Raw genomic sequence first — 26,707 nt, 5'->3', positions numbered from 1 at the left:
GATATCATCAATGCAATACTTTGACTAGCTCCTTAACTTTAGCTGTCTGCCGATCCTTAAACTGTTCAGGGAAACTTAACTCTAGCGCAATTTTTTTAGGTGGCGAACTATTACTATCACCAGTAACAAGCGTTTCTAATGAGAGGATTTGGGTTAAAAATCGCTCCCGGGATTGGCTCATGGCGTCTTGACTTAATAGCAAGCCCACTAAGGGTTTTTCTTGCTGCATTTTCTTTAAGTTATCGGGTTTCAGCAATTTAGCATTCGATGTAATAGAATCATCAAGTTCTAATCGCAAACTCGTCGCCCCAATTGCTGTTACAGTCGCCAAATAAAAGTCTCCTTCCCAAAACAATTGAGCTGAAGCTTGAACCCGTTTGCGGACTTTTCCTGCCCCTTTCTCCACGTTAAATTCCTGGAATGCACGGAAAAGACCTGTAGCCAAAAACCCTAAAGACTGCAACGGTTTATCCACATAGTCCCTTGTCTGGGAATACCATTCCTTCACATCAGAATACGTCACTAAGGTTAAATTATCGCGTTGCGCCTGGGTGACATTAATAAACTTAACCGCCAATTCCATTTGATGCTCATTGACCGACTTTGCCACCACAATCTGAGCCTCCATAATCACCCTTGCCCCATAATCACCCACTAATTCAACTTCAATTTCATCGGGTAAATTGGGTTGACCTTCGACATCTAAAAGTATACGAGTTCCGGTTTCCGAAATATCCAAAGTCACCCCACTCCAACTGCGGTCATAGCTGTAAACTGTTGCCCCTAGGCGTCGCCGTAAGCGGTGGGCGGTGCGTTCTTGGGGTTGTTCAAAGGCAACCAGTAATGCTGCCATTAATAGAATTAGGTTAAAGATACACCACAAGGCGTTAACTAAAACTGCCTCGGCATCCTCCGGACGCAGGATTAACCAAAAAGGCACTGACCCTAACGCCAGCACCACAAACGCAGTAATCCCTAAGAGACCTCGTACAGACTGCCAATCAAAGTTTGATAAACTAAATTCCCGTTTGACTAACGTCATGTCTTTGTCGGTGACGTTAAAGGAACCCAGATTAGGATTAATCAGCGCCATTGTTGTCACATATCCCGCCTGGAATGCCATGACAAATTCAAAGATTTCATTCCAGAACGAAAAGCGCACATGTTTATAGGTAATGTAGTTGGCATTGAGGGATAGGAGGATATGAGGAAACGCATACGCCAAGGTTTCTAATCCCAAACCCTGAATCGGGTTAATTCCAAACAATAAGAACAGGGTTGGTGCGAGGGCATAGATGAGTCGGGGATAGCCGTAGAAGAAGTGAGACGTGGCACTGAAATAACAAATCCGCTGGGGAATTGTCAAATTTAGCTTCCGGTTAAACACCGGATTTTCAATCCGCAGAATCTGCGCCATACCCCGCGCCCACCGGACTTGCTGACCCACATAGGAGGAAAAGTTCTCCGGGGCGAGACCCGCAATCATGATTTTGTCGTAGTAAATTGACCTGTATCCTAGAGAATGCAGTCGGAATGCCGTGTGACAATCTTCAGTCACCGTTTCTGTGGCAATCCCGCCAACCTGTAGGGCATAGTCTTTCCGAATTACCGCTGCTGAACCACAGAAGAAAGCCGCATTCCAAAAGTCATTCCCTTTTTGCAGCACCTTATAAAAGAGTTCATTCCCAACCGGAATTCTGCCATCTGTACGCAAATTACGCTCAAACGGATCGGGGTTAAAAAACCAGTGCGGTGTTTGCACAAATGCCACGTTGGGATCAAAAAAGAAGCCAGCCGTATCTTTGAGAAAATCTCGCAGCGGAATATGGTCACAGTCGAGAATCATTACCAAATCCCCTTTGGTGCGGCGAAACGCGGTATTAATATTCCCTGCCTTAGCATGTTCATTATTATCCCGCGTCATCATGATGCAGCCGACTTCTTCGCACATTTTCCGCAATCTGGCACGACGGGCTTTATATTTTTCGGCTCGACCATCATCTAAAACATACACTTTTTTTTTGTCTTCCGGATAGTCGATTGCCATCGCTCCTATTGCCGTTTTGCGGACAATTTCCACGTCTTCGTTGTAGGTGGGAATATAGATATCCACCTTGGGCCACTGGTCTTGCGGATATGCCGACAAATCGACAGGTTCCCGGTCTTGAATATGCAGGGTTTGAAAATACGCCAGAACTAGGGTGAGGATGGCATAGAGTTCCGCCGTCAACAACAGCACACAAAATAAACCATTGATAAAGGTATCAAAATTGAGCGTGTAGTTGAGGCGATAGTAGAGATAGCGGGCGGTGGTGACTAAACTTAACCAGACCAAAAATAAGTGATAGTACTCACTAATTTGTTTATCTGACACTCGGTTTTCCGCTCGTACAACCACTTGCCCGATCGCCAAAACCAAAAAAGCGACAATCCCCTGCTGCCACACCTTGAGTGGGGTAATAATCAGGGGAATCGAAATGATTAGCAGAAACAAAACCAGCCATTTCAAATGGCTTAAACCAATGCGTTCGAGCGATCGATCAAAAAACCGAGGCAGAACATCAACCAACCAGTCAGTCGCAAACGGGCGTCGAGGACGAAATCGCTGGAATTTAGACGAAGACGAAGACATATTCAACGATAGGGGTTAGTGAACAAGAAGGTAGAAGGTAGGGGGAGCAGTGTAGAGACGTAGCATGCTACGTCTGGGAGCAGGGGAAGATGAGGGAGAATGACGAATGACCAATAACTAATGACTCTTTTGATCACTAAGCCGCTTGAGATAGAACTGAGAAATCCCATACAGCAAAAGGGCGATCGCGAAAATGCCAGCGGGTAAGAAGAACCAGTTGTCTTGAATAAAGCGAGACACCTTACTCAACAATCCCGTATTTTCAATCCGACGAGTCGAAGGCGCACGTTCTAAGAATTCCAATGTGTAGGCATCCGGGTCATAGCTAGCCGGATCTTGCTGATTGCTGCTGATCAGTATCGTATCTTCCTGCAGTTGGAAGAACCAGGGATCTCGACGAATCACCTGCCGCACTTGTTCTAACCCATTCGCTGTCTGGGCTGTTAGTGCCAACAGTACCCGTTCCTTGTTATCAGGTGACATGATTTCCTTAATCATGCCTTCGTTATCCGGTAAGGCTTGAATGCTGCCTTGATTCCACTGGCGAGAAAAAGCATCCTGTAAACGGAAACCACTGCTATCAAACACCTCTGGGAAGGGAAATTGTTCTCTAGTACCAATGCCCACCAAATGATGACCCTCGCGAACTTCAGCAGGCAATGTCGTGATTGTATAGGCATCCAAATTAACCGAATCCGCCTTACTCAGGCGTCCCAGACGTTCGCTAACGGTTAACAACGTCAGCAAATCCGTATTACTCGGAGAATCCGGCACCACAATCGCCGTTCTGGACAAATCTTGAGGTGCAGCAAAGGGATAACCGTCCTGAAACAGTTCTAAATCGGGGAGTTGTACCGATTGTTGACGATTCAGGTTGAAGCTGGTGTCTGCATGGAGGGTTCCGGTCAATTGTTGGTCAGTGACTTTACCGCATACACCCGGTTCTCGGGGATTGAGGCGGAATGCCACTTCCAGTTGGGAATCAGGTTTGATTAAATGCGGCGGCAAATCCACTTTTAATCGTTTTCGGCTAGCGCCATCTTCTGACGTCAACCGCGCCCCCCCAATAAATGTGCCATCCAGTAAGACTTCTATCGCAGAGGTACGGGGATTGATTTGCGGACTATAGCTATAGCGCAGGGTCATGGAACTTCCCCGGCTAAATTGGTCATCCGGCAAAGCGTGAAAATTAATCAGAATCGGGGGGGCGGCTGAACCGCGTACCGTGATGTCTTGGAACGGATCACCGTTTTCTTTGGTCTTAATTTCGCTGAGGGTAAAGGAATTTTTTTCCGGTAAATAACCGGGCCAATTCCGGAGGGATGGAGTGTCTATCGGCTTGAGACTATCCACTAATACCGCTTGACCCGTGCCGAATTTACGGCTATCGGGCTGGACTAAAAACTGAGCAGCTTTGGCAACACCGTCCGCCCCATTTCCGGTCACCACTAAAACCGGAACGCCGCCATCTAACGTGGTGGTCATCATCAAAATACCCACGTCAGCCGGTAAAGGGACTTGGTTCCCATCTAAAATTTGGTTGCCACTGATACTAAAGGGCAAATCCAAATCCGCTAATCCAGGTTGTTCAGCGGGTGTGCCAATGACAACCAACCGTTGACCCCACTCCACATCCTCTAAATCGTTGACGATTTCCGTGTCAATGGGACGGAATTCCGCCATTCTGCCTAACGCCGCTTGAAAGCGAGGGGCGGCGGTTAACCAGGTATCGTTGACTTTGGGCAGGAGATAAGCGATGCGATTGGTATCTAAACTGAGGTCGTCAAAGAAGGGATAGGGATAGCGGCTAAAGTTGAGCGGAATCGGTTGGGGCTGATATTCAAACTGTAACTCTGAATCCGGTAACACTTCAGTCCACAGCGTGGGGTCACCCGGATCACTACATTCTTCGTCATTACTTTGGCGGGCGACAATCGTCAGTTCGTTATAGTCCTGAATTAGTCGGGATGGAACGTTGAAGAGGACGCTGCCAACTTCTGATTGCTGGCGGTTGAGGGGGACTGAACCCACACTCGTGCCATTAATTCGGACGGTGAGATTGGAGTCTTTGGCAATCAGGGCGGGTGAATGCTGGAACCGAATTAGGGCTTTAGCCCCTTGGATTTTCCAGCCTCGGGGACGGGTAAAGCCGAGTCGCGCTTCAGAGTACACGCCTCGGAAGCGGAAGCGGTTGCCGACGATGGGAGAACGATTGAATTGCAGGACGTATTCGCCTGTGGGTAAGGGTTCAGCCTCTGCCGTTTCTTCCTCGCGAGCAGGTGAGGAGGGTGCAGGAGAACGACGGGCGGGTGCGGGTTCTGCGGGTTCGGTTGATGCAGGCGCTGAACGACTGGGTTGGCTTTGCGCTGGTTGACTGGGTGCAGGTGTGGTGCGCTTGCGCCTTGGCGATGTGGATTTTTTCGGGGGAGACGCCGGAGCGGGTTTGTAAACAGGTTCCTTCTGGGGCGTGGTGGGTAGGGTATATTCGCGAATTAACTGATCTTCCTGTTCTTGCAGGCTACTGTCGCTTTGAGCAACGACAACGTTGGTCGTGATCACCAGCCCGACGACTAAAACGCTACACAGCAGTAACAATCCAAGTCGCGTCCCTGTAGATACACGGGTGGGACGTTGACGTCCGTGATGGGAGGAAAGATTGGGAGATTGGGAGTGACGAAACAGGCGTTTCATAGGAGAACTCTTACGGTTGATGGAAATGCCTAGTTAGTGTGGCTTGGGAACTGAATTATGTGATTCCAACTATCTGGAATTTGGGGATGTTTCAACGAGCTAATTTATGCTGTTGGGGTTAGCTATTGCTCGACCCAACCGATTTGTGCCAAACGGATAGGCTCCCCTAAACGATGGCAAGGAACATCATTGATTAACGGAACCCGACCGAATTAGGAGTGTCCGTAGATAGCATTCCCGCTTCAGTCCAACGAGTAACAGGTTGACTGAATCCGGTTATTTGTAGAAACGGTGGTGACATTTTCTAGTCCTCTGAATCGGTATTCGACTGGATGCCACCCTGATCTAAGATGGGATTATTCGGAGTTCCGAATAAATTTTCAACGGTTTCAAGCCTTGACAGACGGTATCGACCTCTGTATCATTCCCTTATTGCGTTTCTGGAAAACTGCTGCTGGGATTGAAAAAATTGGGAATTTTTTACCAGGTCAGGTGATACTAGGGCGATCCAGGCTAGGTTTTGGGTATAGTAGGCAGATTCATCATCCCAAATTCCCTGATTGTATTGGGGTAACAGTTTACGCTCTAATAGTTGTTCAGCTACACCGGGATTAATTAGGCGCATAGCTGGGTAAAGCATGGCATATTGGGAGGTGGCATCGTATTTGACCAATGATTCTCCATCGAGGTTAATGCGAGCCGGCAAACGAGAGGACGATTGCCATTGATCTTGAAGATATGGGGTTGCTGTTTTCAGGTAATTGAGTGCCTCCGTGGATTGAAACCATTCGGCATCCCAAGCGACTCGCCACCAGACGCGGTACGCATCAAAGCTGTAGACGCTTTTTAGTTTGCTTTGGGGGGGTATGGGCTGAAATTGATTGGTCTGTAAATCCAACGCAATCCAGTCACTGGGTAACCCCACCGCTGAAACTTGAGAGGAGTTGTCCAAGACGTAGTAGCTACTGTCTACCAAACTCAGCCAGTCTCGTTCGGGATCAACCTCCGCAAACAGGCGAAAGGCATAGGGGGCGAGATAGGAGGGATTCAGATAAATCGTTGATGGCGAGGGAACAAAGGCTTGCTTGGGTCCAGGGAGTAGATAGCGTTTGCCATCGGGTGCGGCGATGGTGGAGTAGTCCCACAAATCGCGCAGCTTGATTCGCGCTAACTCTAGGTAGTCGGGGCGATTCCAGCGACGGGATGCCCAAATTAATGCGGTAATCGCATCAATATCAGCATCGCTGGCAAAATTTCGATCAATCGCACCCCAATTGCCCTCGTCATCCTGACCCCACAGCCAAACCCAAAGATTGTCTTCAGGTTCGCCTGTTTCGGTGAGTCGATGCAGGTTATTTTCTGCCCAGTTTAGGGTGAGAGCAAAGGTGGTTGGGTCATTAATCAATACAGCCCTGAGCATAGCGTAGGCTTGTCCTTCTGAGGTAGAGCGATCGCTCGCTTCGTAGTCGATTACTCGTCCATCTTCTTGGATGAATTGTTGTCTGTAGATGACCCAGCTTTGTTCGAGTATATCCTGGATAGGCGGCGATGGGGATAAAACGGGAAAATCAGCCACGGGGGAAGCCGTTACTGAGGGTTGGGAAGGGGATACAGACGCTTCCGGCTGTTCAGGTTCGGAGAATTCGATGGACACACAACTGGTGAGATTCAACAGCAGTAACAGAGCGCTTGTCGTCATGCTTGTAGTCAGCGCTTTAGCGCTTCTGGCACTAAAGTGCCTACTACGAACCCAGTGATTTGTCCTTTGTCCTTTGTCCTTTGTCATTTGTCAGGGAATAGGGAATGGGGAATGGGGAATGGGGAATAGGGAATAACGCGCCAAACTAGAACCGTTCCCATGGGGGTTGAAATCCTCGTCGTTGTAAAAAGTCTTCCCGAATTTGTTGCATTTGAGTCGATAGTTCTGGATCTAATGTTCCTCCTTGTTGCAGTTGTTCAACTTGCATGGTTTCTAAATCCGCTAAGGCTTCTAGTTGATAATCTTGAACTCGTTTAAGTCCAACCATCGCTTGACGAATTCCTTGATCATTCGGGTCAAGGGCTAAGGCTTGGGAATAGAGATTTCTGGCTTCATCTAATCGGCGCTGTCGAAATCGAACCCCAGCGAGGGCGGATAATGCCTCTTGATTATCCGGTTGGGCAGATAAAATTAACTGATAGGCTTGTTCAGCGAGTTCTAAATCATCGATCGCTTGACCAATTTGTCCTTGTAAGAAGTAATTGCGGATGTTGGTGGGATCACGGGCGACTAATTGCGCGACTCTAACTCTGGCTTGTTCGGGACTGCGTTGGGCAATTAGCTGAATTGAGCGGATTTGTACAGGCAAATTCGTCGGATCAAGCTGAAGCAGTCTGTTATAAAGTGCCTCGCGTTCGGGAGATGGGGGTAATGATCCTACCAGGGTAAATAACTCTGGCGGCGCACTGGTGGCGGGTTGAGTCTGTAACCAGTAATTGAGAACCGCTTGGGCTTGGGATTCCGAAATCAGATCCGCCTGGTATGCTAGGTTAGCGCGGGCGAGTTGCAGTGTTGTGTCTTGGGGATTACGGGCAATTAACTGATCAAAGACAGCCAGGGCTTCCGTGGGACGATTTTGTTGTAGCCGCACATTCGCCAGTCCTCGTATCGCCGCGTTGAGAATATCGCGTTCGGCTGGATTACTGGCAATTAAAGCCTGATAACGCTGGGCGCTGGCTTCTAAGTTCCCTTCCCGACGCTCAATTTCTGCGGCTAACAATTGGGGGGCTAAGTCTTCCGCGCCTGCGGGGGTAGCTGTATAAGCGGCTAACGCCTGTCTTGCTCCCGCTAGGTTATCGTTTTCCAACAAAATCTGGGCGATGCGGAAATTTAAGAAGGGAACGTTGACACCAGATTGCAGAAGACTGGTGTAAATGGGTAATAATTCCGGTCCTGGGGGTTCAATCCCGGCTAAGGCTTGGGCGATGAGTTGGCGTTGACTGGGATCAGCGGGGAGCGGTTGCAGGGCGCTTAACAGACGGGCTTTGAGTTCGGCTTCGGAAATTAACCCCAGTTCCCGTTCCAAGGCGACTTGTTTAACTAAAAGGGTGCGGTCATTGGGTTGTAAACTGACTAATTGCCGATAGAGATTCAGGGCGGTTTGCTGTTGGTTGGGTAATCCACTAAATACGTCAGCAATTTCCCGTAAAAGTTTGGGTTCGGGGTTGGGGATTTGATTGAGCGCCTGATTATATAAATTCGCAACTTGTTGAGTCAGGGCTTGGTTCCCCGTTTGATTGCGAATCTCATTCAAGGCTCGTGCTAAGGGTAAAATCGCATCAGGATTGCCTTGCAGGGGGGTTAAAACATTTAAGGCTTCATTGGGCTGTTGATTGGCGAGATAGGCTTGGGATAAAGCCGTTCGAGTGAAAATTGCCAATTGTTGGTCTTGTAAAAGTTGAGGCGATCGCAGTTGTCCTTCCAGAACTTGTACCGCCGCCGCTGGATTCCCGGTTTCTCGTAAGGCGCGGGCGTAAGCGAGGGCGGGATACCCAGTAATTTGTCCGCCTGTCGCCAGGTAACGGTTAAACAGTTCCAATCCCCGTTCCGGGTTCCCGCTATTGGTAAAGGTTTCCGCCGCCCCCAGCAGAATATTGGGCGGGGGATTTCCTTGCAGGACAATTTGATAGTCCGCTAAAGCTTCAGCAAATCGCTGCTGAAAGCCATAGAGTTGGGCTCGCAAACCACGGGCTTCGATATCGTTGGGATTGAGATTCAGCAATGTGGTGAGGGCTTCAATCCCCTGAACCTGCCATTCTGGTCGGTATGTGCCAAATAGACCCACCGATTTTAAGGCGAGTTCGTTGGTGGGGTCTTGCGCCAATACTCGTTGATAAGCATCCCAGGCTTGCTGAAGATTCCCCTGTCGTCGATGAGCGATCGCTAACCCTAACTTGGCATCCACCGAATCCGGATAACGCCGCACCGCTGCCTCAAATGCCGCGATCGCCTCTTGGACTCGTCCCTGACTCAGCAGGGAAAAGGCTTGGCGAACGGCAGTGGGTACGGTTTGGGCATGAACAGCCGGGATGGTGTACACCATCGGTGCGCTAATGGCTAATCCAGCTAGTCCTAATCCAATGAGTTTAGTCATTTGTCAAAACACTGATTTCACGGATTTATTGGAGAGATTTGGGTAGGGAGGTGAGAGCTTATTCATACACTGATTACACCGATATTCATTGACTTCTGTTGCCTGTTGCCTCTTCAATTTCCTCTAGGAATTACATCAAATTCGGTTTTTACGCGCACACCGACATCGGTTTCGGAGAAGTTATTGCGTTGTTGGATAGTAAATCCTAGACGGAGATTGGGTAAAAATCGGAAATCGTAAAATAGCTCTAAAACGTCGGGATCTTCTTCTCCTTGGTTATTTGATAATTCCTGCCCATAGCCTAAACCTAGGCGATCGTTTTGGGTAAATACATCCAAAAAGCTAACACCAAAACTATAGGTCGTCGCCGCTTCGTCAATCTCTCGGTTAATATATCGACCATAGCGACCAAAAATCCCCATATTCCACTCTGGGATAAAATATTCAGCATTGAGACCATAGGCCTCTTCCCGATCATCTTCTTCCAGTCCAAAATTATTGTCCCCGCGTGCGATAGAGAAAATTTCGTTAAATCCTGTCTCTGAACCCGCGTCGCGATCAGTGGCATAGGTGCCGCGAATAATGCCATTGCCATAGCGTAAACCCACTTCTCCGGCAAATCCATCTAAGGCAAAATTACCGATACTTGCTGATGATGAAAAGGCAACGGCTTTCGCTTCAATATTGTCAGTTAATGTCCAATTGACCAAGAAGCCTGGACGGGAGGAAATTCCCGTGGCACTTAAGGCTGGATTCGTCTGAAAAACCGGATTAAAGAAATGAGTAACGCCATCTTTAGCAAAGCTATTGCGATCAAAGTAAGAGGTTAAATCTAACTGACCAATAACAAAGCGCAAGTTCGGCAAATCGGTAAACGGAGCGGTAGCAAAATACAGTTCATTAATGTTTAATCCTTGGTTGGGAGAATCGGCTAAACCACTATCTTCGCTAGTTAAATCCAATGTCGCCGCAAATAGCGCTTTGGGAGTGAGAGGATAGACACCAGCCAACCGCGCCCGCGCCACAGAGGAGTCACCCTGTACCACATAGCTTCCTTGAAACTGTAGGGTAGGATCTCGCAACGCTGTACTGCGGAGCAGGGAAGAGGGGGGTTGATTGGGCTGGGTTGGATCAAATCCTTGAGCCGGAGTCGCCCCTGGCGGGGGAAGCGTTGGGTTGGGAGTACCGGGTACAACGCCTGGATTGGGTGAGACAAAAGGAGACTGTGCGACTGAATTCGTCCCATTCGACGGATTGACAGTGGGATTAACCCGTGGAGGTAATCCGGCTTGAGTTTGCGGCTGGGTATAAACCTGTCCCGTCGCCGGATTATAACCGTTGAAACTTTGGGAATTGGGGTTAACGGGTGCGGGTAAAGGGGCTTGGTTTTGGGGTAAGGAATAAAATTGCCCTGTCCCTGGGTTATAACCGTTGAACCCTGGGGAATTGGGATTAACAGGTGCGGGTAAGGGCGCTTGATTTTGGGGTAGATAGGAAAACTGTCCTACACCTGGGTTATAGCCATTAAAATTTTGCGGATTTTGGTTAATCGGTACGGGTTGGACGGCTTGATTTTGGGGTAAGGAATAAAACTGTCCTGCACCTGGGTTATAGGGATTAAACCCAACGGGAGTCTGAGGGGGTGGCATTGACCCAACTTGGGGCATTTGGGGCATGTAAGAAAACTGCCCACCTCCGGGGTTATAAGGATTTGCCCCCATGGGAACGCCCATGGGTTGTACTGGTAAGAGGATAAAGGTTTGAGGCAGATAAGGAACTTGTCCCCCGGCTGGGTTGTAGTTATTACCCCCTACGGGCATTCCCATGGTTTGCACGGGAACCAAGATTACAGGTTGAGGCAAATAAGGAACTTGTCCCCCGGCTGGGTTGTAAGGATTTGCTCCCCCAGGAAAACCCTGAGTTGCCACCGGAATAAAGTTAGGAGTTGGGACAAAATAGGAGGGTTGTCCCCCAGGTTGGTTGTAAGGATTATTACCCATAGCCGCCCCAGCTCCGGGCATGGGGTTGACAAAATAGGAGGGTTGTCCCCCAGGTTGATTGTAAGGATTGTTACCCATAGCCGCCCCAGCTCCGGGCATGGGGATAACAGTAGGCGTTTGGGTTCCAGATAGGGACTGTCCCCAAGTCATCGCCGCCCCAGTACCGGGCGTGGGGATAGGGTTAGGCGTTTGAGTAAACGAAGAGGGCTGTCCCCAGGTTTGGGTATAGGGATTAACGCCCTGGGGTTGCACATTCGGTGAAACAACGGGAAAAGCAGGAAGCTGTTCTGAGTTCGATCCCGTAGACCCCAGCGGAATCGAGTTTGTCGGTACAGGGAGGGGAGATGAATTTTGTAACAGAGTCGGAATCTGCGCCACCTTCACGTCGAAGGTATCCCTAAATCTGTTCCTAAACCGGACTGAGGTTTCAATGGCAAGGGGTTGGTTACAGGCTGTTTGATCGTGACAATTCTGGTTAGAGGAACCTTCGGGAGTCAGAGGGTCTTCCTGAATCGCCAAGGGTTGGTGAGCAGCGTTTAACCCTAGTTCGGATAAACCTGACTGAGTTGATAGACTGGCTGGAATCGGGGGATTGAGGATAGAGGAAGCAATACTGGAATACGCGCGACTTTCTGCGTCTTCTGTTCTCCCGGTTCCCCTATCCTTTGCCATATCAATGGGGGCGGAACTATCGTCATGACTCTGTTGCTCATCCTGTCTCGTCGAAACAGTTTGGTCAAGAGTTTCATAAGTTTTCGCCGCTATAGCATTAGGTTCAACCGCTACGATTGAAGGTGTAGACTTCAAGGTCGTTGATGGAAGAGTATCTCGCCTTGAGTGATTACCAACTGTTTGAGCAGAAATGGGAGTCGTATCTGGATCGTAGCTGGGCGCAAACTCCCGTTGATGTAAGCGATCGCCCTTGGCTACTTGATGCCGAGATAAGGTAAAATCACCGGATGGTTTTGCTGCTCCAATATCTTGCCGATTGGCGACCTCTGAGTCCGATAGAGTTGCCTGAGCGGGTTTAATTTCAAGTAATCCTAGCGTCCAAAAAACGATAAGTGATCCAATACTAAGCAAATTAATCCATAGCAGCGGCTTAAGCAAGCCGAATCGTTGAGAATCAGGGACTATTAAGTTCATTACCGGAGTTCGTTTGACCGATTGAGGTTTGCCCTGCACCCTGTCGCCACTTTAGCAAAGGAATTAGTCCTTGGCGACTCCTATAACCTTGGTTGAATGAAGGTTGAATCTTGTTGTATTGATAACTGGGGATAGCCAGTGACGCTTTTTGGTGATCAACATTCACCGGCTTGAACTAAAACCACTTGGTTACGCCTGAATTCCAGAAAATTGACAGATCAATTCATCCCCTAATTTTTAGGATACTCTGGACGCAACGGTTCAGCTAAGCACTAATCCCCACCCTAAAACTTTGCCAAGTCAATGATAGTTGACTCAACAAGTCAAGGGAGTTAATTCAAGAAAGGTTTAGCGGTAAATAGAACGGTAAAAGCCAAGCCTGAATCCGTCCCCTAGTAATTTTACTCAAACGCACAAGGCATTGAGCGCCCAAACCCTTGAGTTACTAGTCCAGCGTTCGTTGCCCAAACAGCGATCGCGGTCTCATCAACCTCCTGTGATCAAAGGTTCAATCAGCTAACGGTGTTGGCGGGTGCAACACGATAACAGATGCAGATACTTTGACTTTACCGAGTGGATACTCATTTTGTAGACCGTATTTTCACGGATTTTTTGCTTCTCAAGCAAAAATTGCACCCCTGAATCCTTTTTAGCTACTCTGGCGATAGGTTCCCTCGGCAGTAATTTTTCATTCAGCGCGGGATGACTCGCCAGCCCATATCTAGTTTAATATGTTTGTTTAGAGAGGCTCCATAACCTTTGGGGAATTGGAGCTGCCGTTGAGCATTCCTCTACAACTACGCCTTAACTTCTCAGTTTTAACATATTGAAATAATTTGCCAAGGGGGTACAGACTATAATGATTGCAAGCCTGGAAGACCTTGACGGCTAAAGTCTCGATTTACTAGAGTGCAACTATTCGCTGCTGAAAAAATAATAAAGAGGAGGCAGAGGGGGGAAGATTGAGGAAATTTTTCGTTAATGGAAGAAAAAATTTCACCTCAAAAAAAGGGCAGGTTTTACCTCTAAACTAGGGAAAACAATTCCTATTAATCTGAAGTTCCCCCAACCAAAAAATCAAAACTGCCTCACCGTGCGGCTTTGAGCGATTTTTTAGCCGCCCTACATGGGTACAATCGCGCTCAACCTTGATGTAGCGCGGGTTTCAACCGATCTCTTGTCATATTGCCAAAATACCGCGATACGTTCCTTCGGAACAGGCTGCGCCAACGCGGTATTTTGGCAAGTTCTACATGGGTACTATTTTTGAGGGGTTTGAGAGTTCAAACCATTACGGTATAAGGCTTTAGCCGGGGTGCAGTACATCTGTATGGGGGGAACTTCAGTTTAAACCGGGCGCAAGCCTTGCGCCCCTACGGTTTCCGGGCGTAATTCTAATTCATCAAATAAGGTGTGCCACGCCACTACACCCCACACCCGACACCCGACACCCCGACACCCCACACCCGACACCCCACACCCCTTCAGGAGGAGCCGTCAACGTCCAATGCCGACATAGCGGAACCCAGCGTCTTCTAACACTTTAGGATCGAGGAAATTACGACCATCAATCAGCACGGGATTATGCATCAGCTTCGCCATCTTGTCATAATCTAGACTCTGGAACTGTTCCCAGTCGGTGACTAATACCAAAGCGTCACAGCCATCTGCCAAGCGATCCGGATCACCTTCCACCTGCACACCGGATATACCATGACTCATGCCACTGGATGAAATAATCGGATCATAAGCTTTAACTTTTGCGCCTAACCGATTGAGATTTTCAATCAGAATCAATGCGGGAGCATCACGCATATCATCGGTATCTGGCTTAAAGGTTAATCCCAACAATCCCACTGTTTTCCCTTTGAGTATTTTGAGTTCTTGCTGGAGTTTTTCGACGGCAATTAAACGTTGACGTTGATTGACACTTACCGCTGCTTTCAACAGTTGAGCATCGAACCCATAATCATCCGCTGTATGAATCAACGCCGAGACATCCTTGGGAAAACAGGAACCGCCCCAACCAATCCCCGCTTGCAGAAATTTACCCCCAATACGAGTATCTAACCCAATCCCTTGGGCGACTTGAGTCACATCCGCCCCCACGCGATCGCAGATATTGGCGATTTCGTTAATGAAGCTAATTTTGGTGGCTAAAAAGGAATTGGAGGCATATTTGACCATCTCGGCTGAACTCAAATCCGTCACCACTACCGGAACCGGGGGTAGGGATTTATCTTCAGCGGGTTCACGCTTCACAATCGGCGCATAGAGTTCCTGCATCATCGAAATAGCGCGATCGCTATTACTCCCCAACACAATGCGATCGGGGTTAAAGGTATCATAAATCGCTGATCCTTCCCGCAAAAACTCCGGATTACTCACCACATCAAACTCAACGCTTGTGTCTGTCGTCGTACCTCCAGAGGACTTCTGGTGATCAGCGACACCATCCATGACAATCATGCGAACCCAATCCCCAGAACCAATGGGCACCGTTGACTTATTCACAATCACCTTATAGCCTCCATTCAGGTGATTGCCAATCCCACGGGCGACGGCTTCCACATAGCGAGTATCACTTTCACCATTGGGTAACGCGGGCGTTCCCACCGCAATAAACAAAATCTCGCCATGAGCGACACCCCTCGCCAAATCTGAGCTAAACTCCAAACTGCCCGCATTACTGCAAGCTTGCATCAGTTCAGACAATCCTGGTTCATAGATGGGCGACTGTCCAGATTTCATTAACTTGACTTTTTCTTCATTGTTATCCACACAGATAACATGGTGTCCGATATGGGCTAAGCACACCCCGGTTACTAAGCCAACATATCCAGTACCAATAACACAAACGCGCATGAGCTGATCCTCTCTGGTAGATGGTAGGACTCAGGGCTATCTAGCGGATTGATTCGTGTGCTAGTAAGTCCCCTTGAGTTAATACTGTAGTCGCTTAACCGGAAACCAGGGAATACCCTTCTTCGGTTAAGCGATCGCGGAAATCTGCTATTGTCGTTTTTAACCCCTCCTGTAAAGGTATAGTCGGTTGCCAACCTAATAACGTCTTCGCTTTCGTAATATCTGGGCGGCGACGTTGCGGGTCATCTTTCGGTAAATCCTTAAAGATAATTTCCGTATCTGGATTTACCAGATTTTGCACCGCTTGCGCCAGTTGTAAAATTGTATACTCATCCGGATTCCCCAGATTAATTGGTCCGGTATGATCATTATTCATCAACCGAATTAATCCTTCAACTAAATCCGACACATAACAGAAACTGCGAGTTTGTGAACCCTTGCCATACACCGTTAGGGGTTCTCCCTTGAGCGCTTGCACCACAAAATTACTCACGACTCGCCCATCATTTTCCAGCATCCGAGATCCGTAGGTATTAAAAATACGGGCGACACGAATTTCTACACCATTTTGCAGATGGTAATCAAACGCCAGTGTTTCCGCTACTCGCTTCCCTTCGTCATAACAGTTGCCACAAAACGCGACTCGTCCATGGCGACGTACACACACCACATGATTCGGCACATTCACACAGTAAACATTGCCAGCATATCGAAATGGCTCTGGGGTGACTAAATGAGCATCTTTTATCGGTCGAATATTCACCCGATATAAATCACGACCCACCGCATGAGACACAACAGACGCCGCATAGCCGCAACGCATAGCTAATTCTTGGACATCATCAGCCAGTTGTTTAGATTTGGTGTAATAAGCATAGCCATCTCCATGCTGGGAACCATCTCCCATCATCAGCGCCTTAAACAAAATCAGCGACTGACGCTTGGATAACGATAAAAACTGGCGCGGAATATATTTCTCACCCGATTTACCTAGAGGGAGTAAAATTTCTGCCAGTTGTTGACTACAAATCCGGAATTGGTGGTCATCCGATGAGAAAAACTTAAACCCAAGGTTGGTTAAACAGTGGGTGATTTTAGCTCGACCCTCTGGATTTTCTTGGGCAATCAGGATGTTATAGTCAGCCATCTCATCGTCACGTCCACCAACAACCCGCCCTCGTCGTCGGACATGAACGCAGCCTTCGGAAATGTAGTAACCGAGGAATTCTAACCAATCATCCATCCGAATTCGCTCGATGCTAACCTTCGCGTTTTTCGGTGCAGTTCCCAATTCAAACCATTCGGGTTCTTCTCCATGAAACTCACCCCCGGTAGGGACACGCCAAGACTGCCAATGTCGGTCTTCATCCGCACGCAAAAATTGCAATTTTCCGGTTTTACTGCGTACATACATCCAGTGATTTGGTGTTACACACAGATCGAACTTAGCATTGGCAAACCGGAGCAAATTGCCCACATACGGCTGCACAATATACTCATCCGGGACGTGATACTCGACTTGATTATCGGAATTAAGAGTCGCCACTCGCACTCCGGGCTGTAATTGGGGAAAAGGAACCCAGCCATTTTCCGTTAAAATTTCAGTTTCAGCGTCATAACAACTGCGCGGTCCAATTGGATTAACATTCCCTCGATATTCTTCGGGTTGAGGATGAACTTCCGGATCACCATACACTTCCGAAGTTGAAGCCAATAAAAATCTCGCCCCTATCCGCTTGGCTAACCCCAACATATACAGGGTCCCAATGACATTCGTTTTAATCGTCTTGACAGGATTGTACTGATAGTGTATTGGCGACGCCGGACAAGCCAGATGGTAAATTTGGTCAACCTCGACGCGAATCGGTTCGGTAATATCGTGGCGGATCAGTTCAAAGTAAGGATGATTCAGCCATTTGACGATGTTTCGCTTGGTGCCAGTATAGAAGTTATCCAGACAGAGAACTTCATGACCTGCTTCCATTAACCGATCAACGAGATGGGAACCAATAAAACCAGCACCACCTGTAACTAGAATTCTCATAGGGTTTTCACAATAGAACGATCGCGTAAGCTTAGTGCGGTAAAGTAGTAAGCTCTACCATGTTACATTGAAACCCATACTGGCAAGTCTTCGCCATGCTTAAAATCGCTTAATTCCTTTCAGGACGTGAAATTGAGGCAAATTCAACGCCCCACCCCTGACAATCGCTCTTGCCTGTGGTTATGATATTGGTTGAACTTTCTTAACACAACTAGATCTTAGGCAAACGAACGTTAGGGTGCATGATTTGAGCGTTGACGTGCCATACCTCAAGAGTTTTAGCTGATTCGCTCACAAAACTGCCAAATTGATTTGGGGTTAAAAGCTTTCACTCGATCACACGCAGATCGAAGTGAAGCTGTAACCTGGCACAACCTGGCTGGGAGGTTCCCCTGAGTAATCCTCTGGCAATTTTGCCGTCAGAGAAATTAACTTCGGTGCTTAAGTTGTATCTACCTGCTTGAATTATGCTGCTAGAGACGTTAAACTCACCCGAGTCTGTCCTCGCTCCAACTGATACATTTAGTACCGGGACGTTAGAACTGTGGTTTCAGCCCGTTTATCAAACAGCAACGGGTACTGTATTACACAATGAAATACTCCTACGTTGGCGAGATGAAACCGGAAATCTGCACTTACCCCAGGAATTCTTACCCACGTTGTCGGATAAAGGACAACTGCAAAAGGCTGATCGTGCCGTCATTCGCAAGGCGATAGAACTCTTAGCGGAACAGCCGGATCGATGCCTGTCGATTAATCTTTCGGGAGAGGGATTAAATAACTTTGAACTAATCGAATATATCGAAACACTTCTGGATCAGTCAGGAGTTGACCCGAAACAACTGAGTTTTGAGCTAACCGAATCAACCATCGCCAAAGATTTTCCCACAATTCGGGCATTTGTCCGCGAACTCAAAAGTCTCGGTTGTGCGATCGTCTTGGATAACTTTGCCAGTCGCGAATTAACGCTGTTTCAATGTCAACAACTGGCGGTTGATTTGGTTAAAGTTGATGGTCAACTGATCCAACGCCTAAAAACAGAACCGAGTAGTCGCGTCTTAACCAAAGCCATTCTCGAAGGCATTCAGGCGCTGAGTCAGGTGGCGGCTAAATTTGTCAGCGATGCGGTTACCTTATCACTCGTGGAAGAAGTCGGGATTGATTTAGTCCAAGGACACCATCTTAAAACCCCTAGTCCAGCACCCGATTGGACGGAACTGGTTCGCCCTGAAGAGGAACAGGATTCACCCACGGCTGAAACCCAAAAACCCACTCAATCCTGGCGTTTCCTGGTGGGAACGGGGTTTGTTCTGCTGGGATTAGGGGCAGTTGGAATGGGGATTGCTTCTATTGGTTATCGCCTCACTCACTTAGTCGTAGACGGTGGCACAATTAATGGGCGAATTGTGCGGCTACAAGCGCCAACCACGGGTAATATTCAAGCATTTTACGCCCAGCCAGGGGTGGTTGTGAAATCAGGACAACTTCTCGCCCGGATTAGCCAAGAACCCAGTCCCCAAGAACAAGAAGCCCTACTTCGCCTAGAACGCGCCCAAGACCAAGAACAAATCCGCAATCAGCTTGAAAGTCTCGAATTACAAGGACAGATTCAGGTCAATGCGACCCAACTGGCATCGGCAAAACAGTCCCTAGCATTACTGAAAACGCAGTTAAAGCAGCTAGAACGTCGAGACCAAGCCGTGCGCCAAGTGGATGTAGAACTGGGTTTAGACTCAATTAAGGAACAGCAAGCTGTAGTTCAAGCGGCACAGGCAAAAGCCGAAGCTGCCCGATTAGATTACCAACGGTATCAAACCCTATTAGAAGCAGGGGGTGTATCCGCACAGGAAACCGATCAGTTGCGCTTAGTCTGGCAATCGGCACAAGCCGAAGTCCAACAAGCCCAATCTGTCTTGGATGCAACGCAAAAAGCAGTCAATGCTGCCCAAGCGGGTATTGCTCGCAGTAATCGCAATAATATTATGGGGGGGGTTCTGTCTGATCAACGGATTAGTTTGCAGCAGACGATTCAACAGCAATCCGTTGTGGTGAATACGATGGAAGCGCAATTGGCTAAACTCAAGCAGCAGCTAAATAACAGCCAGTCTCTCCAAAAAAATGCCCCTTCTCTGGTTAATGATCTCAAACAACTGCAAAGCGAACGGAAAGTGCAAAATGTGTCAGCGCCCTTTGCGGGTGTTGTCTACACAGCGGAACGAGAACAAGGTGAGCAAGTTAATCAGTTAGAACCAATTGTTACGTTGCTTGATTGCAATAACTTGTGGGTAGAAACCGTAGTTAGTGCTGAACAAGCTAGTTCAATTAATACCGATAAACCTGTGACGGTAGGATTAGCAGGTTATGCCCAAACAGTCAAGGGTGAAATTGACCTGATTCAGCCGATTAGTAATATGCAGCAGCTTAATAAGTTGACCCAGGTTCAAGCCCTACAGCCTGCGATTCCGCCTAAATTGGTGGGACAACCGTTGACGCGGATTACAGTAAGGATTCCACCGCCGCCGCAACATGAGAATTCCCAACAGTTTTGTGGATTGGGGCAAGCGGCGAGGCTGACGTTTCCGAAGAAACTTTTTGGTAATCGTTGAATTGGGATTTATATCTCAATTTTTTTTGTCTGGATTCCCTTGATTGCAGGCGGTTATGGCGGGTTTATAGGACTTACGCAATGAGGTAAAACATGATAACCGTAATCTCACTCGGTCAGGGCGGGTTTATTTACATCTAGGTGAGGTGACAAATGATAATAGTGAAACCCGCCCCTACACACAATTCAAGACGTGCTTTTGAAGCGTCTCTACATCCAAAAACTCTATGACTCGACTATTTCGTTGGCAAAACATCTCGTCCTATCTCAATTGGTTCGCCCTGCTGTGTCTTTCCGCCTTCGGTTTTACTGGCTTTTACCTATTGCGTAACCCAGAACAATTAGACCTATTAGGCATATCCGGTTTAATTAGTATGGGACTAATCGGCATTTGGCGATGGTCATGGTGGGCGCTGCAAGTGATTCGTTCTCGGATTTATCTACATTGGGTTTTTCCCCGGTGGCGCAAACAAGCCGATCGCATTCCCCTTGACAAGTTACCGCCTGTTTGTCTATTAGTCCCAACCTATAAGGAAAAACCTTGGATCACGGAACGAGTCTTCCGAGTCATCGCCCAAGAAGCCCAAAGCCTTTCTCACCCCCTGACACTGCTAGTAACCAGTAGCAGTGATGCAGAAAATACTGCCATTTTAAAGGTACTTAAATCCATTGATCCGGAACTCAGTTGTATTCGCCTAATCCAAATGGTACAAACGGGAGAAGGGAAGCGCAAAGCCATGGCGGATGGATTACGAGAATTAGCGCGTTTAAATCTACCCCAAAATGCCGTTGTCGGGTTAATGGATGGCGATTCTGAACTAACACCTGGAACTTTACGTCGCTGCTTGTCATTCTTCCGCCTCTTTCCCAAAATGGGGGCGCTGACAACGGATGAGTTACCGATTGTTGAGGGATCGTATCTGTTTTCGGAGTGGTTCCATTTACGCCTATCCCAGCGTCATTATCAAATGTGTTCCGTGTCCCTGTCGCAAAAAGTGATGTGTTTGACGGGACGCTTTTCCCTATTTCGGGCGGAGGCGGCGCTGCATCCCACATTTGCCGATCAGTTAGAACTGGATACGTTGGATGATTGGCTGTGGGGACGGTTTAAATTCCTCTCTGGCGACGATAAAACGACGTGGTATTGGCTACTGCGCCGGGGTTACGATATGCTTTATATCCCCGATGTGATTGTCTATTCCATTGAGACAATTTCTGGGTCATTAATGGATCGCGCTTACCAGAATATGCGCCGCTGGTATGGGAATATGCTGCGGAACAGCGATCGCGCGATCGGATTGGGTCCAGGTAAGGCGGGATGGTTTATGTGGTACTGTCTCCTGGATCAACGGATTAGTTACTGGACGACTCTGATCACACCGGGTTCGTTATCAATTTGTTTAGTTCAAGGGTATTGGTTAGTCGCCGGAGTCATTCTCTGTTGGATTCTTTGTACTCGACCGATCATTTTAACCATCATTTTCTGGGGGCGACAATCTCGCCTCAAACCGATTCATTTACCTGTCTTTTTAATCGCCCAGTGGAGTTCCTGTATTATCAAAATCTGGACTCAGATGAACCTTGCCCAACAAAAGTGGTCAAACCGAGGCAATCAAAGTATCTCCGCCGCTGGATCGGGGTTGGAACGGTTGGTTAAAGTAAGCGTGTCTCGTTTTCTTTATGTTTCCCAGTTATTTGGTTTTGTGATTATTTTATGTTGGTTTGCCAGCCTTCTCAGTCCCTTACAAGATGTGACAGGTTTATGGTCAAATAGTACCTGGGCGATGAGTCAATCGGTTCCACCGCAAATGGTTGAGGCGATAGATCATGGAATCATTCCCAATGATGGTCAAGATGATGCTAAATCCCTCCAGGTGTTAATTAATCGTCTGTCTGGTGAAGACCCAGTACAGATTAATTTACCCATTGGTGAAATTGATTTATTTTATCCCATTGAAATTAATCGCAGTCACACGATTATTAAAGGGCAAGGAATGCGGCGAACGATTTTACAAGCGCATATCAGTAAACCTGATACAGAAGCTGTTCTAGTCATTCGACCCCGTGAACATCCTTTGACCGAAAAAGCAGAGTCTAATCAGAATCAGATTCAGGATATACATTTGAGCGGGTTTACACTCCGGAAAAAATCACTCGACTCAACTAAAAATATATCTGCTGTTGGCAGTATTCTTTTGGAAACGGTAGTCGATTCATCGCTGAGAAACCTTGATTTAGCAAACAGTAGCAATTCTGCTTTAATCCTGCGTCATACGGAGGATGTAACGGTCGAGTATGTGTTGCCAGAGACAGCCATCAAGAAAAAGGAATAAAAAGAATCTGATTTTCATAGTCTTCAGGCTGACTATATCAAGTCCGGGCAATCGTCTGATCAGCCCACGCAATATGGCTCCGTTAAAGTTTTCGTCATTGGACTTACGCAAAACCTCTATGTGTAGGGTGTGGCACACCTTATTTGATGAATTAGAATTACGCCCGGAAACTGTAGGGGCGCAAAGACTTGCGCCCGATTCAATGGTCAAATCCATTCCACAATTTTAGCTGTGTAAAGCCAGTAGGGTGTGTTAGCGTAGCGTAACGCACCTTTGCCACTATTTCCTTGGCTATATTATTGTTTTTAGTCTCCCTTAAGACAAATATTGTTCACATTGCTGAAAAATATAGCGCAGCAACCCTAAAATCTCGTCGAGATGAGCAATTCCATAGAGTAATGTTTCATACACCTCACCTTCAGTTGTTAATCTATAAAACCGCCAACCATCTCCATTGGTAACGACTCCAAATATATCAATCTCCTGCTCGCGTTGGCGATTTTGCCAGGAACAGGCTTGCATTTCTACTAAACACTGAGCTAATCCTTGCTCAAAGTCATCCTTTTTGGCTTCAACAATACAGAGATAAGGAGATTCAATATAAGCTTTACGTTCAGTAATCAAATAATCAACATTGCCTGTAGTGATATCAGAGTCTAGAGCCGCCCCTTTCCATATTTTTAGTTTTTTATAGGGTTGAATAGCTTCTTCACAGATTGCATCAATCACTATTTTTTTAGATTCTTCATACTTTTGTAAGTCAAAACATTGTAATCTAGCCCAGCGTTCTTGGAAAAAGGGACTGGGTGCAACAGGTTGGCTGTCAATGTGCCAGAGTAATAATTCAGTTAGGCTTAATTGCTTGAAGGCTTCTGTGGTATTAAAGCTAGCAAAGTTTTTTTTCTTTCGCTTTTTGGCATTTGACGACATTTCGCGCCTTCCTGGTTAACAAATATACCGAAGGGTGAGGGCTTTAGCTTAGAGTGAATGGCACGCTCAGATGAGGCTGGTGGGCAATGCCCACGATGGCGGACTGACACAGCTAAAATTGTGGAATAGATTTGACGTTTAACCCTCTCGCAAGTCGAAGGGTTAAACCGGGCGCACGCCATGCGCCCCTACAATGCTAATCCACCAATTAAGGTGTGCCACGCCACTACCTTTTGTGCTATTCGTTCACCTCTGAAACCGAAAAATCAGCAAAATCGACATACACATCTTTCGGCGTTGCCCACGAGGGATCACCACCGCCAAAAAAGGTGGAGAAAAATATACCATCAATTTTCAGGTCTTCAACAGTACGGAATGTTAATCCTTGCTCATCGAGAACCATGTTTCCATCCAACCAAACTTTAACTCGACCATTGGCTTGACCCGGTTCATTCAGGACAACCTCCTGCTGAATATGATGCCAAGTTCCAGGGATAAATTGCCAATTTCCTCGACCAATTGATGTGCCGTATTCTTCACTGGTGGGCAGATAGGCGTACAGTTCCCCATCGCCATTGCGTCTCCACATAAAGCGCGTCGAAAACCCATCGGTTCCATCAGGCGTTTTCCCGCCACTAGCACTGTCACCGCCATAAAGTCCTGGCAATTTCCCTCCCTTCACAAAGTCAAAGTCGTCGGAAAAACGAACATAATAACTCAAGCGCAGGGATTCTTGAGCAGGTAAACCTAAATCCGCATAAAACTGCGTACCTCCTAACGGTGCGTCATTTTTTCGAGAAACTGAAGGGCTAGCTGAACCAGCCGGATAGTTCACCCGCAGCACTTGATCAAATCTGCCGTCGGCGTCTTTAATCACTTCACTATTTTCTAAACCCCACTGTTTCTCACTTTTAAGCTGCCAAGATTGCTGCCAGTCCGTTGCGGCAAAGCTATCTGACCAAAGCGGGGTAACATCAGCGTTAGAGGCTACATCTTGACGAGTTTCCGTTGAATTGCTTAAAGCAGAAGAGGACTCTATTTCATTTGAAGCAGTCTGAGCGCAACTATTTAGCATGATGACTAAAAAAGCTGCACTTAAGAATTGACCTGAAGCGGTTAGATGCTTAAATTTGATTGACATGGGTTTGGCTTAAACGTGCGGGATAGCGTAGAGTTTTGAGCATTTTCATCTTGATGCACCCTCAACCATCTAATTTAATCCTTGCTCTTGGCTTTTGTCAGCCCTTGCCGTTGAGTAGAGGGCGACCCGAGCAAATTGAGTGGATATCGTTGTTAATTTGTGCAAGCGGGTCGCCCCTACACGGTTCCCACTGGGTATTTCTTTCATCCATGACGAGCGCCATCGCGGCGGTGGGGGAGGTACTCAAATTTTTTTTAATACGTCTCTCGTCTCCCCCTGTTCCCAGACGTGCCATGGCACGTCTCTACATTAATTAATTCCCCTACTAAGGTTCGAGGCGCAAGACTGCCATAAATGCTTCCTGAGGCACATCAACTGTACCTAAAGACTTCATTCGCTTTTTCCCTTTTGCCTGCTTTTGCAACAATTTTTTCTTGCGGCTAATATCCCCGCCGTAACATTTAGCCAATACGTCTTTCCGCAGTGCAGGGATATGTTCACTGGCAATCACCCGACTTCCAATTGAGGCTTGCAGGGGAATTTTGAATTGGTGACGGGGAATCAGTTCCCGCAGTTTTTCCACTAACGCCCGACCGACAGGGTAAGCTTTATCCCGGTGGACAATCATTGCTAGGGAATCAACGGGATCAGCATTAATTAACACATCAAGGCGGACGAGCGTGTTTTCCCGATACCCAATCAGCTGATATTCCATACTGGCATAACCGCGCGATCGCGACTTGAGTTGATCGAAAAAGTCAGTCACGACTTCCGCCAGAGGCAATTCATACACCAATGTGGTTCGCCCTTGGGTTAAATACCGCATATCTTTAAACTCACCCCGCCGGGTTTGACACAGTTCCATCAGCGTCCCCACATAGCTTTCTGGGGTAATCATTTCGATGCGAACGTAGGGTTCTTCAATTTTCTCCCGCTGCTGGGGTGGAGGGAGTAAGCTGGGGTTGTCGATTTCCAACACCTCTCCATCGACAGTTGTGACGCGATAGACCACTGACGGGGCGGTAATAATTAAATCCAGATTATATTCCCGTTCTAATCGCTCCTGGACTATTTCCATGTGCAATAAGCCCAAGAAACCACAGCGGAAACCAAACCCCATAGCGCTGGAGGTTTCCGGTTCATAGTTGAGAGCCGAATCATTGAGCTTGAGACGATTCAGGGCTTCGCGTAAATCTTCGTACTGATCGGCGTCGGTGGGGAATAAGCCACAGAATACCATGGGTTTGGCTTCTTTATAACCCGGTAAGGGCGTCTGTGCCGATTCAGTCGCTAGGGTAATGGTATCGCCGACACGGGCATCTTCTACGGTTTTAATCGCCGCCGCTATGTATCCCACTTCTCCGGCGTGTAGTTGCTCAACCTGGATTTGTGTGGGTGACAATACCCCTAGTTCATCAATTTCATATTCTTTTTTGGATGCCATCAGGCGAACTTTATCCCCGGTTTTCACCGTACCATCCATCACCCGGAAATAGACGATGACGCCTCGGTAGGGGTCATAGTAGCTATCAAAAATCAAGGCTCGCAGGGGTTGATGGGTATTATCCTGGGGGGGAGGCACCAGATGCACGATGGATTCTAAAATCTCATCAACCCCAACACCCTCCTTTGCCGATGCGAGGATGGCTCCGCTACAATCGAGACCAATGACCTCTTCGATTTCTGAGATCACTCGTTCGGGTTCGGCTCCTGGGAGGTCGATCTTATTCAGAACCGGAATAATTTCGAGGTCATGCTCCAAGGCTAAATAAACATTAGCCAGAGTTTGAGCTTCAACCCCCTGAGAGGCGTCTACCACGAGCAATGCGCCCTCGCAAGCGACCAGCGATCGCGAAACCTCATAGGAGAAATCCACATGACCCGGGGTGTCAATCAAATTGAGCACATATTGCTCATCATCTCGCGCCCGATAGTTCATGCGAGCGGCTTGCAGTTTAATGGTAATCCCGCGCTCCCGTTCCAATTCCATGTTGTCCAGGAACTGTTCCTTCATTTGGCGATCGCTTACCGTACCGGTTGTCTGTAAGAGGCGATCGGCTAAAGTGGATTTACCATGATCAATGTGGGCAATGATGGAAAAATTGCGAATGCGAGAAACAGGAACATCAGTCATAGAATTATCGGGTGACAAAAAAATCGGCAACACGGAATGGATAGCTCTTAATG

At 47.6% G+C, this 26,707-nt stretch carries 13 protein-coding genes and 1 pseudogene; 2 read left to right on the top strand and 12 right to left on the bottom strand.

Annotated elements, in window-relative coordinates:
* Nucleotides 1-7: 7 nt before the first annotated feature.
* From RIE73_RS16020 to RIE73_RS15980, 9 genes and pseudogenes are all read right to left on the bottom strand, one after another.
* Nucleotides 8-2,632 (bottom strand): glycosyltransferase family 2 protein, encoded by a 2,625-nt coding sequence (locus tag RIE73_RS16020; RefSeq protein WP_446402119.1) that lies wholly within the window; start codon nt 2,630-2,632, stop codon nt 8-10.
* A gap of 117 nt (nt 2,633-2,749) precedes the next feature.
* Nucleotides 2,750-5,323 (bottom strand): cellulose biosynthesis cyclic di-GMP-binding regulatory protein BcsB, encoded by a 2,574-nt coding sequence (locus tag RIE73_RS16015; protein WP_446402118.1) that lies wholly within the window; start codon nt 5,321-5,323, stop codon nt 2,750-2,752.
* 421 nt (nt 5,324-5,744) lie between these two features.
* The gene (locus RIE73_RS16010; RefSeq protein WP_446402117.1) at nt 5,745-7,022 is read right to left on the bottom strand and encodes a glycosyl hydrolase family 8; all 1,278 of its coding nucleotides are present in this window, start codon (nt 7,020-7,022) and stop codon (nt 5,745-5,747) included.
* 145 nt (nt 7,023-7,167) lie between these two features.
* Nucleotides 7,168-9,456, bottom strand: a complete 2,289-nt coding sequence (locus RIE73_RS16005) for a tetratricopeptide repeat protein (RefSeq protein ID WP_446402116.1) — start codon at nt 9,454-9,456, stop codon at nt 7,168-7,170.
* Nucleotides 9,457-9,569: 113 nt separating this feature from the next.
* Nucleotides 9,570-12,602, bottom strand: a complete 3,033-nt coding sequence (locus RIE73_RS16000) for a hypothetical protein (RefSeq protein ID WP_446402115.1) — start codon at nt 12,600-12,602, stop codon at nt 9,570-9,572.
* 1,347 nt (nt 12,603-13,949) lie between these two features.
* On the bottom strand, nt 13,950-14,075 hold the full coding sequence (locus tag RIE73_RS15995; RefSeq protein WP_446402114.1) for a hypothetical protein: 126 nt from the start codon (nt 14,073-14,075) through the stop codon (nt 13,950-13,952).
* A gap of 24 nt (nt 14,076-14,099) precedes the next feature.
* A complete protein-coding gene (locus RIE73_RS15990; protein WP_446402113.1) occupies nt 14,100-15,467 on the bottom strand; it encodes a UDP-glucose dehydrogenase family protein in 1,368 nt (455 codons plus the stop codon).
* A gap of 94 nt (nt 15,468-15,561) precedes the next feature.
* Nucleotides 15,562-16,377: a GDP-mannose 4,6-dehydratase gene (locus tag RIE73_RS15985; RefSeq protein ID WP_446402132.1), complete on the bottom strand. Its 816-nt coding sequence runs from the start codon at nt 16,375-16,377 to the stop codon at nt 15,562-15,564.
* A gap of 698 nt (nt 16,378-17,075) precedes the next feature.
* Nucleotides 17,076-17,511, bottom strand: a pseudogene (locus tag RIE73_RS15980) (GDP-mannose 4,6-dehydratase); the annotation flags it as partial.
* Between the two features lie 467 nt (nt 17,512-17,978).
* Between RIE73_RS15980 and RIE73_RS15975 the strand changes: the two are divergent.
* Both RIE73_RS15975 and RIE73_RS15970 read left to right on the top strand, forming a co-directional pair.
* Complete coding sequence (locus RIE73_RS15975) at nt 17,979-20,117, top strand: EAL domain-containing protein (protein WP_446402112.1); 2,139 nt, start codon at nt 17,979-17,981, stop codon at nt 20,115-20,117.
* Nucleotides 20,118-20,343: 226 nt separating this feature from the next.
* Nucleotides 20,344-22,449: a glycosyltransferase gene (locus RIE73_RS15970; RefSeq protein WP_446402111.1), complete on the top strand. Its 2,106-nt coding sequence runs from the start codon at nt 20,344-20,346 to the stop codon at nt 22,447-22,449.
* 315 nt (nt 22,450-22,764) lie between these two features.
* Here RIE73_RS15970 and RIE73_RS15965 read toward each other — a convergent pair whose 3' ends face one another.
* From RIE73_RS15965 to lepA, 3 genes are all read right to left on the bottom strand, one after another.
* Nucleotides 22,765-23,379: a hypothetical protein gene (locus RIE73_RS15965; protein ID WP_446402110.1), complete on the bottom strand. Its 615-nt coding sequence runs from the start codon at nt 23,377-23,379 to the stop codon at nt 22,765-22,767.
* 238 nt (nt 23,380-23,617) lie between these two features.
* Nucleotides 23,618-24,520, bottom strand: coding sequence for a polysaccharide lyase (locus RIE73_RS15960; protein WP_446402109.1), 903 nt, complete (start codon nt 24,518-24,520; stop codon nt 23,618-23,620).
* Between the two features lie 325 nt (nt 24,521-24,845).
* On the bottom strand, nt 24,846-26,654 hold the full coding sequence (gene lepA / locus RIE73_RS15955) for a translation elongation factor 4 (protein ID WP_446402108.1): 1,809 nt from the start codon (nt 26,652-26,654) through the stop codon (nt 24,846-24,848).
* Between the last annotated feature and the right edge of the window lie 53 nt (nt 26,655-26,707).

The organism is Coleofasciculus sp. C1-SOL-03, assembly GCF_040220555.1.
GTDB lineage: Bacteria > Cyanobacteriota > Cyanobacteriia > Cyanobacteriales > Coleofasciculaceae > Coleofasciculus.
This window is presented reverse-complemented; position numbering and strand designations above follow the sequence as displayed.

Excerpts from the sequence above, each read along its gene's own strand:
- RIE73_RS16015 (WP_446402118.1), bottom strand. The coding sequence starts at position 5,323 with ATGAAACGCCTGTTTCGTCACTCCCAATCTCCCAATCTTTCCTCCCAT.
- RIE73_RS15975 (WP_446402112.1), top strand. The coding sequence starts at position 17,979 with ATGCTGCTAGAGACGTTAAACTCACCCGAGTCTGTCCTCGCTCCAACT.
- RIE73_RS15965 (WP_446402110.1), bottom strand. The coding sequence starts at position 23,379 with ATGTCGTCAAATGCCAAAAAGCGAAAGAAAAAAAACTTTGCTAGCTTT.
- RIE73_RS15960 (WP_446402109.1), bottom strand. The coding sequence starts at position 24,520 with ATGTCAATCAAATTTAAGCATCTAACCGCTTCAGGTCAATTCTTAAGT.
- RIE73_RS16005 (WP_446402116.1), bottom strand. The coding sequence starts at position 9,456 with ATGACTAAACTCATTGGATTAGGACTAGCTGGATTAGCCATTAGCGCA.
- RIE73_RS15970 (WP_446402111.1), top strand. The coding sequence starts at position 20,344 with ATGACTCGACTATTTCGTTGGCAAAACATCTCGTCCTATCTCAATTGG.
- lepA (WP_446402108.1), bottom strand. The coding sequence starts at position 26,654 with ATGACTGATGTTCCTGTTTCTCGCATTCGCAATTTTTCCATCATTGCC.
- RIE73_RS16010 (WP_446402117.1), bottom strand. The coding sequence starts at position 7,022 with ATGACGACAAGCGCTCTGTTACTGCTGTTGAATCTCACCAGTTGTGTG.
- RIE73_RS15985 (WP_446402132.1), bottom strand. The coding sequence starts at position 16,377 with ATGATGGGAGATGGTTCCCAGCATGGAGATGGCTATGCTTATTACACC.
- RIE73_RS16020 (WP_446402119.1), bottom strand. The coding sequence starts at position 2,632 with ATGTCTTCGTCTTCGTCTAAATTCCAGCGATTTCGTCCTCGACGCCCG.
- RIE73_RS15990 (WP_446402113.1), bottom strand. The coding sequence starts at position 15,467 with ATGCGCGTTTGTGTTATTGGTACTGGATATGTTGGCTTAGTAACCGGG.
- RIE73_RS16000 (WP_446402115.1), bottom strand. The coding sequence starts at position 12,602 with ATGAACTTAATAGTCCCTGATTCTCAACGATTCGGCTTGCTTAAGCCG.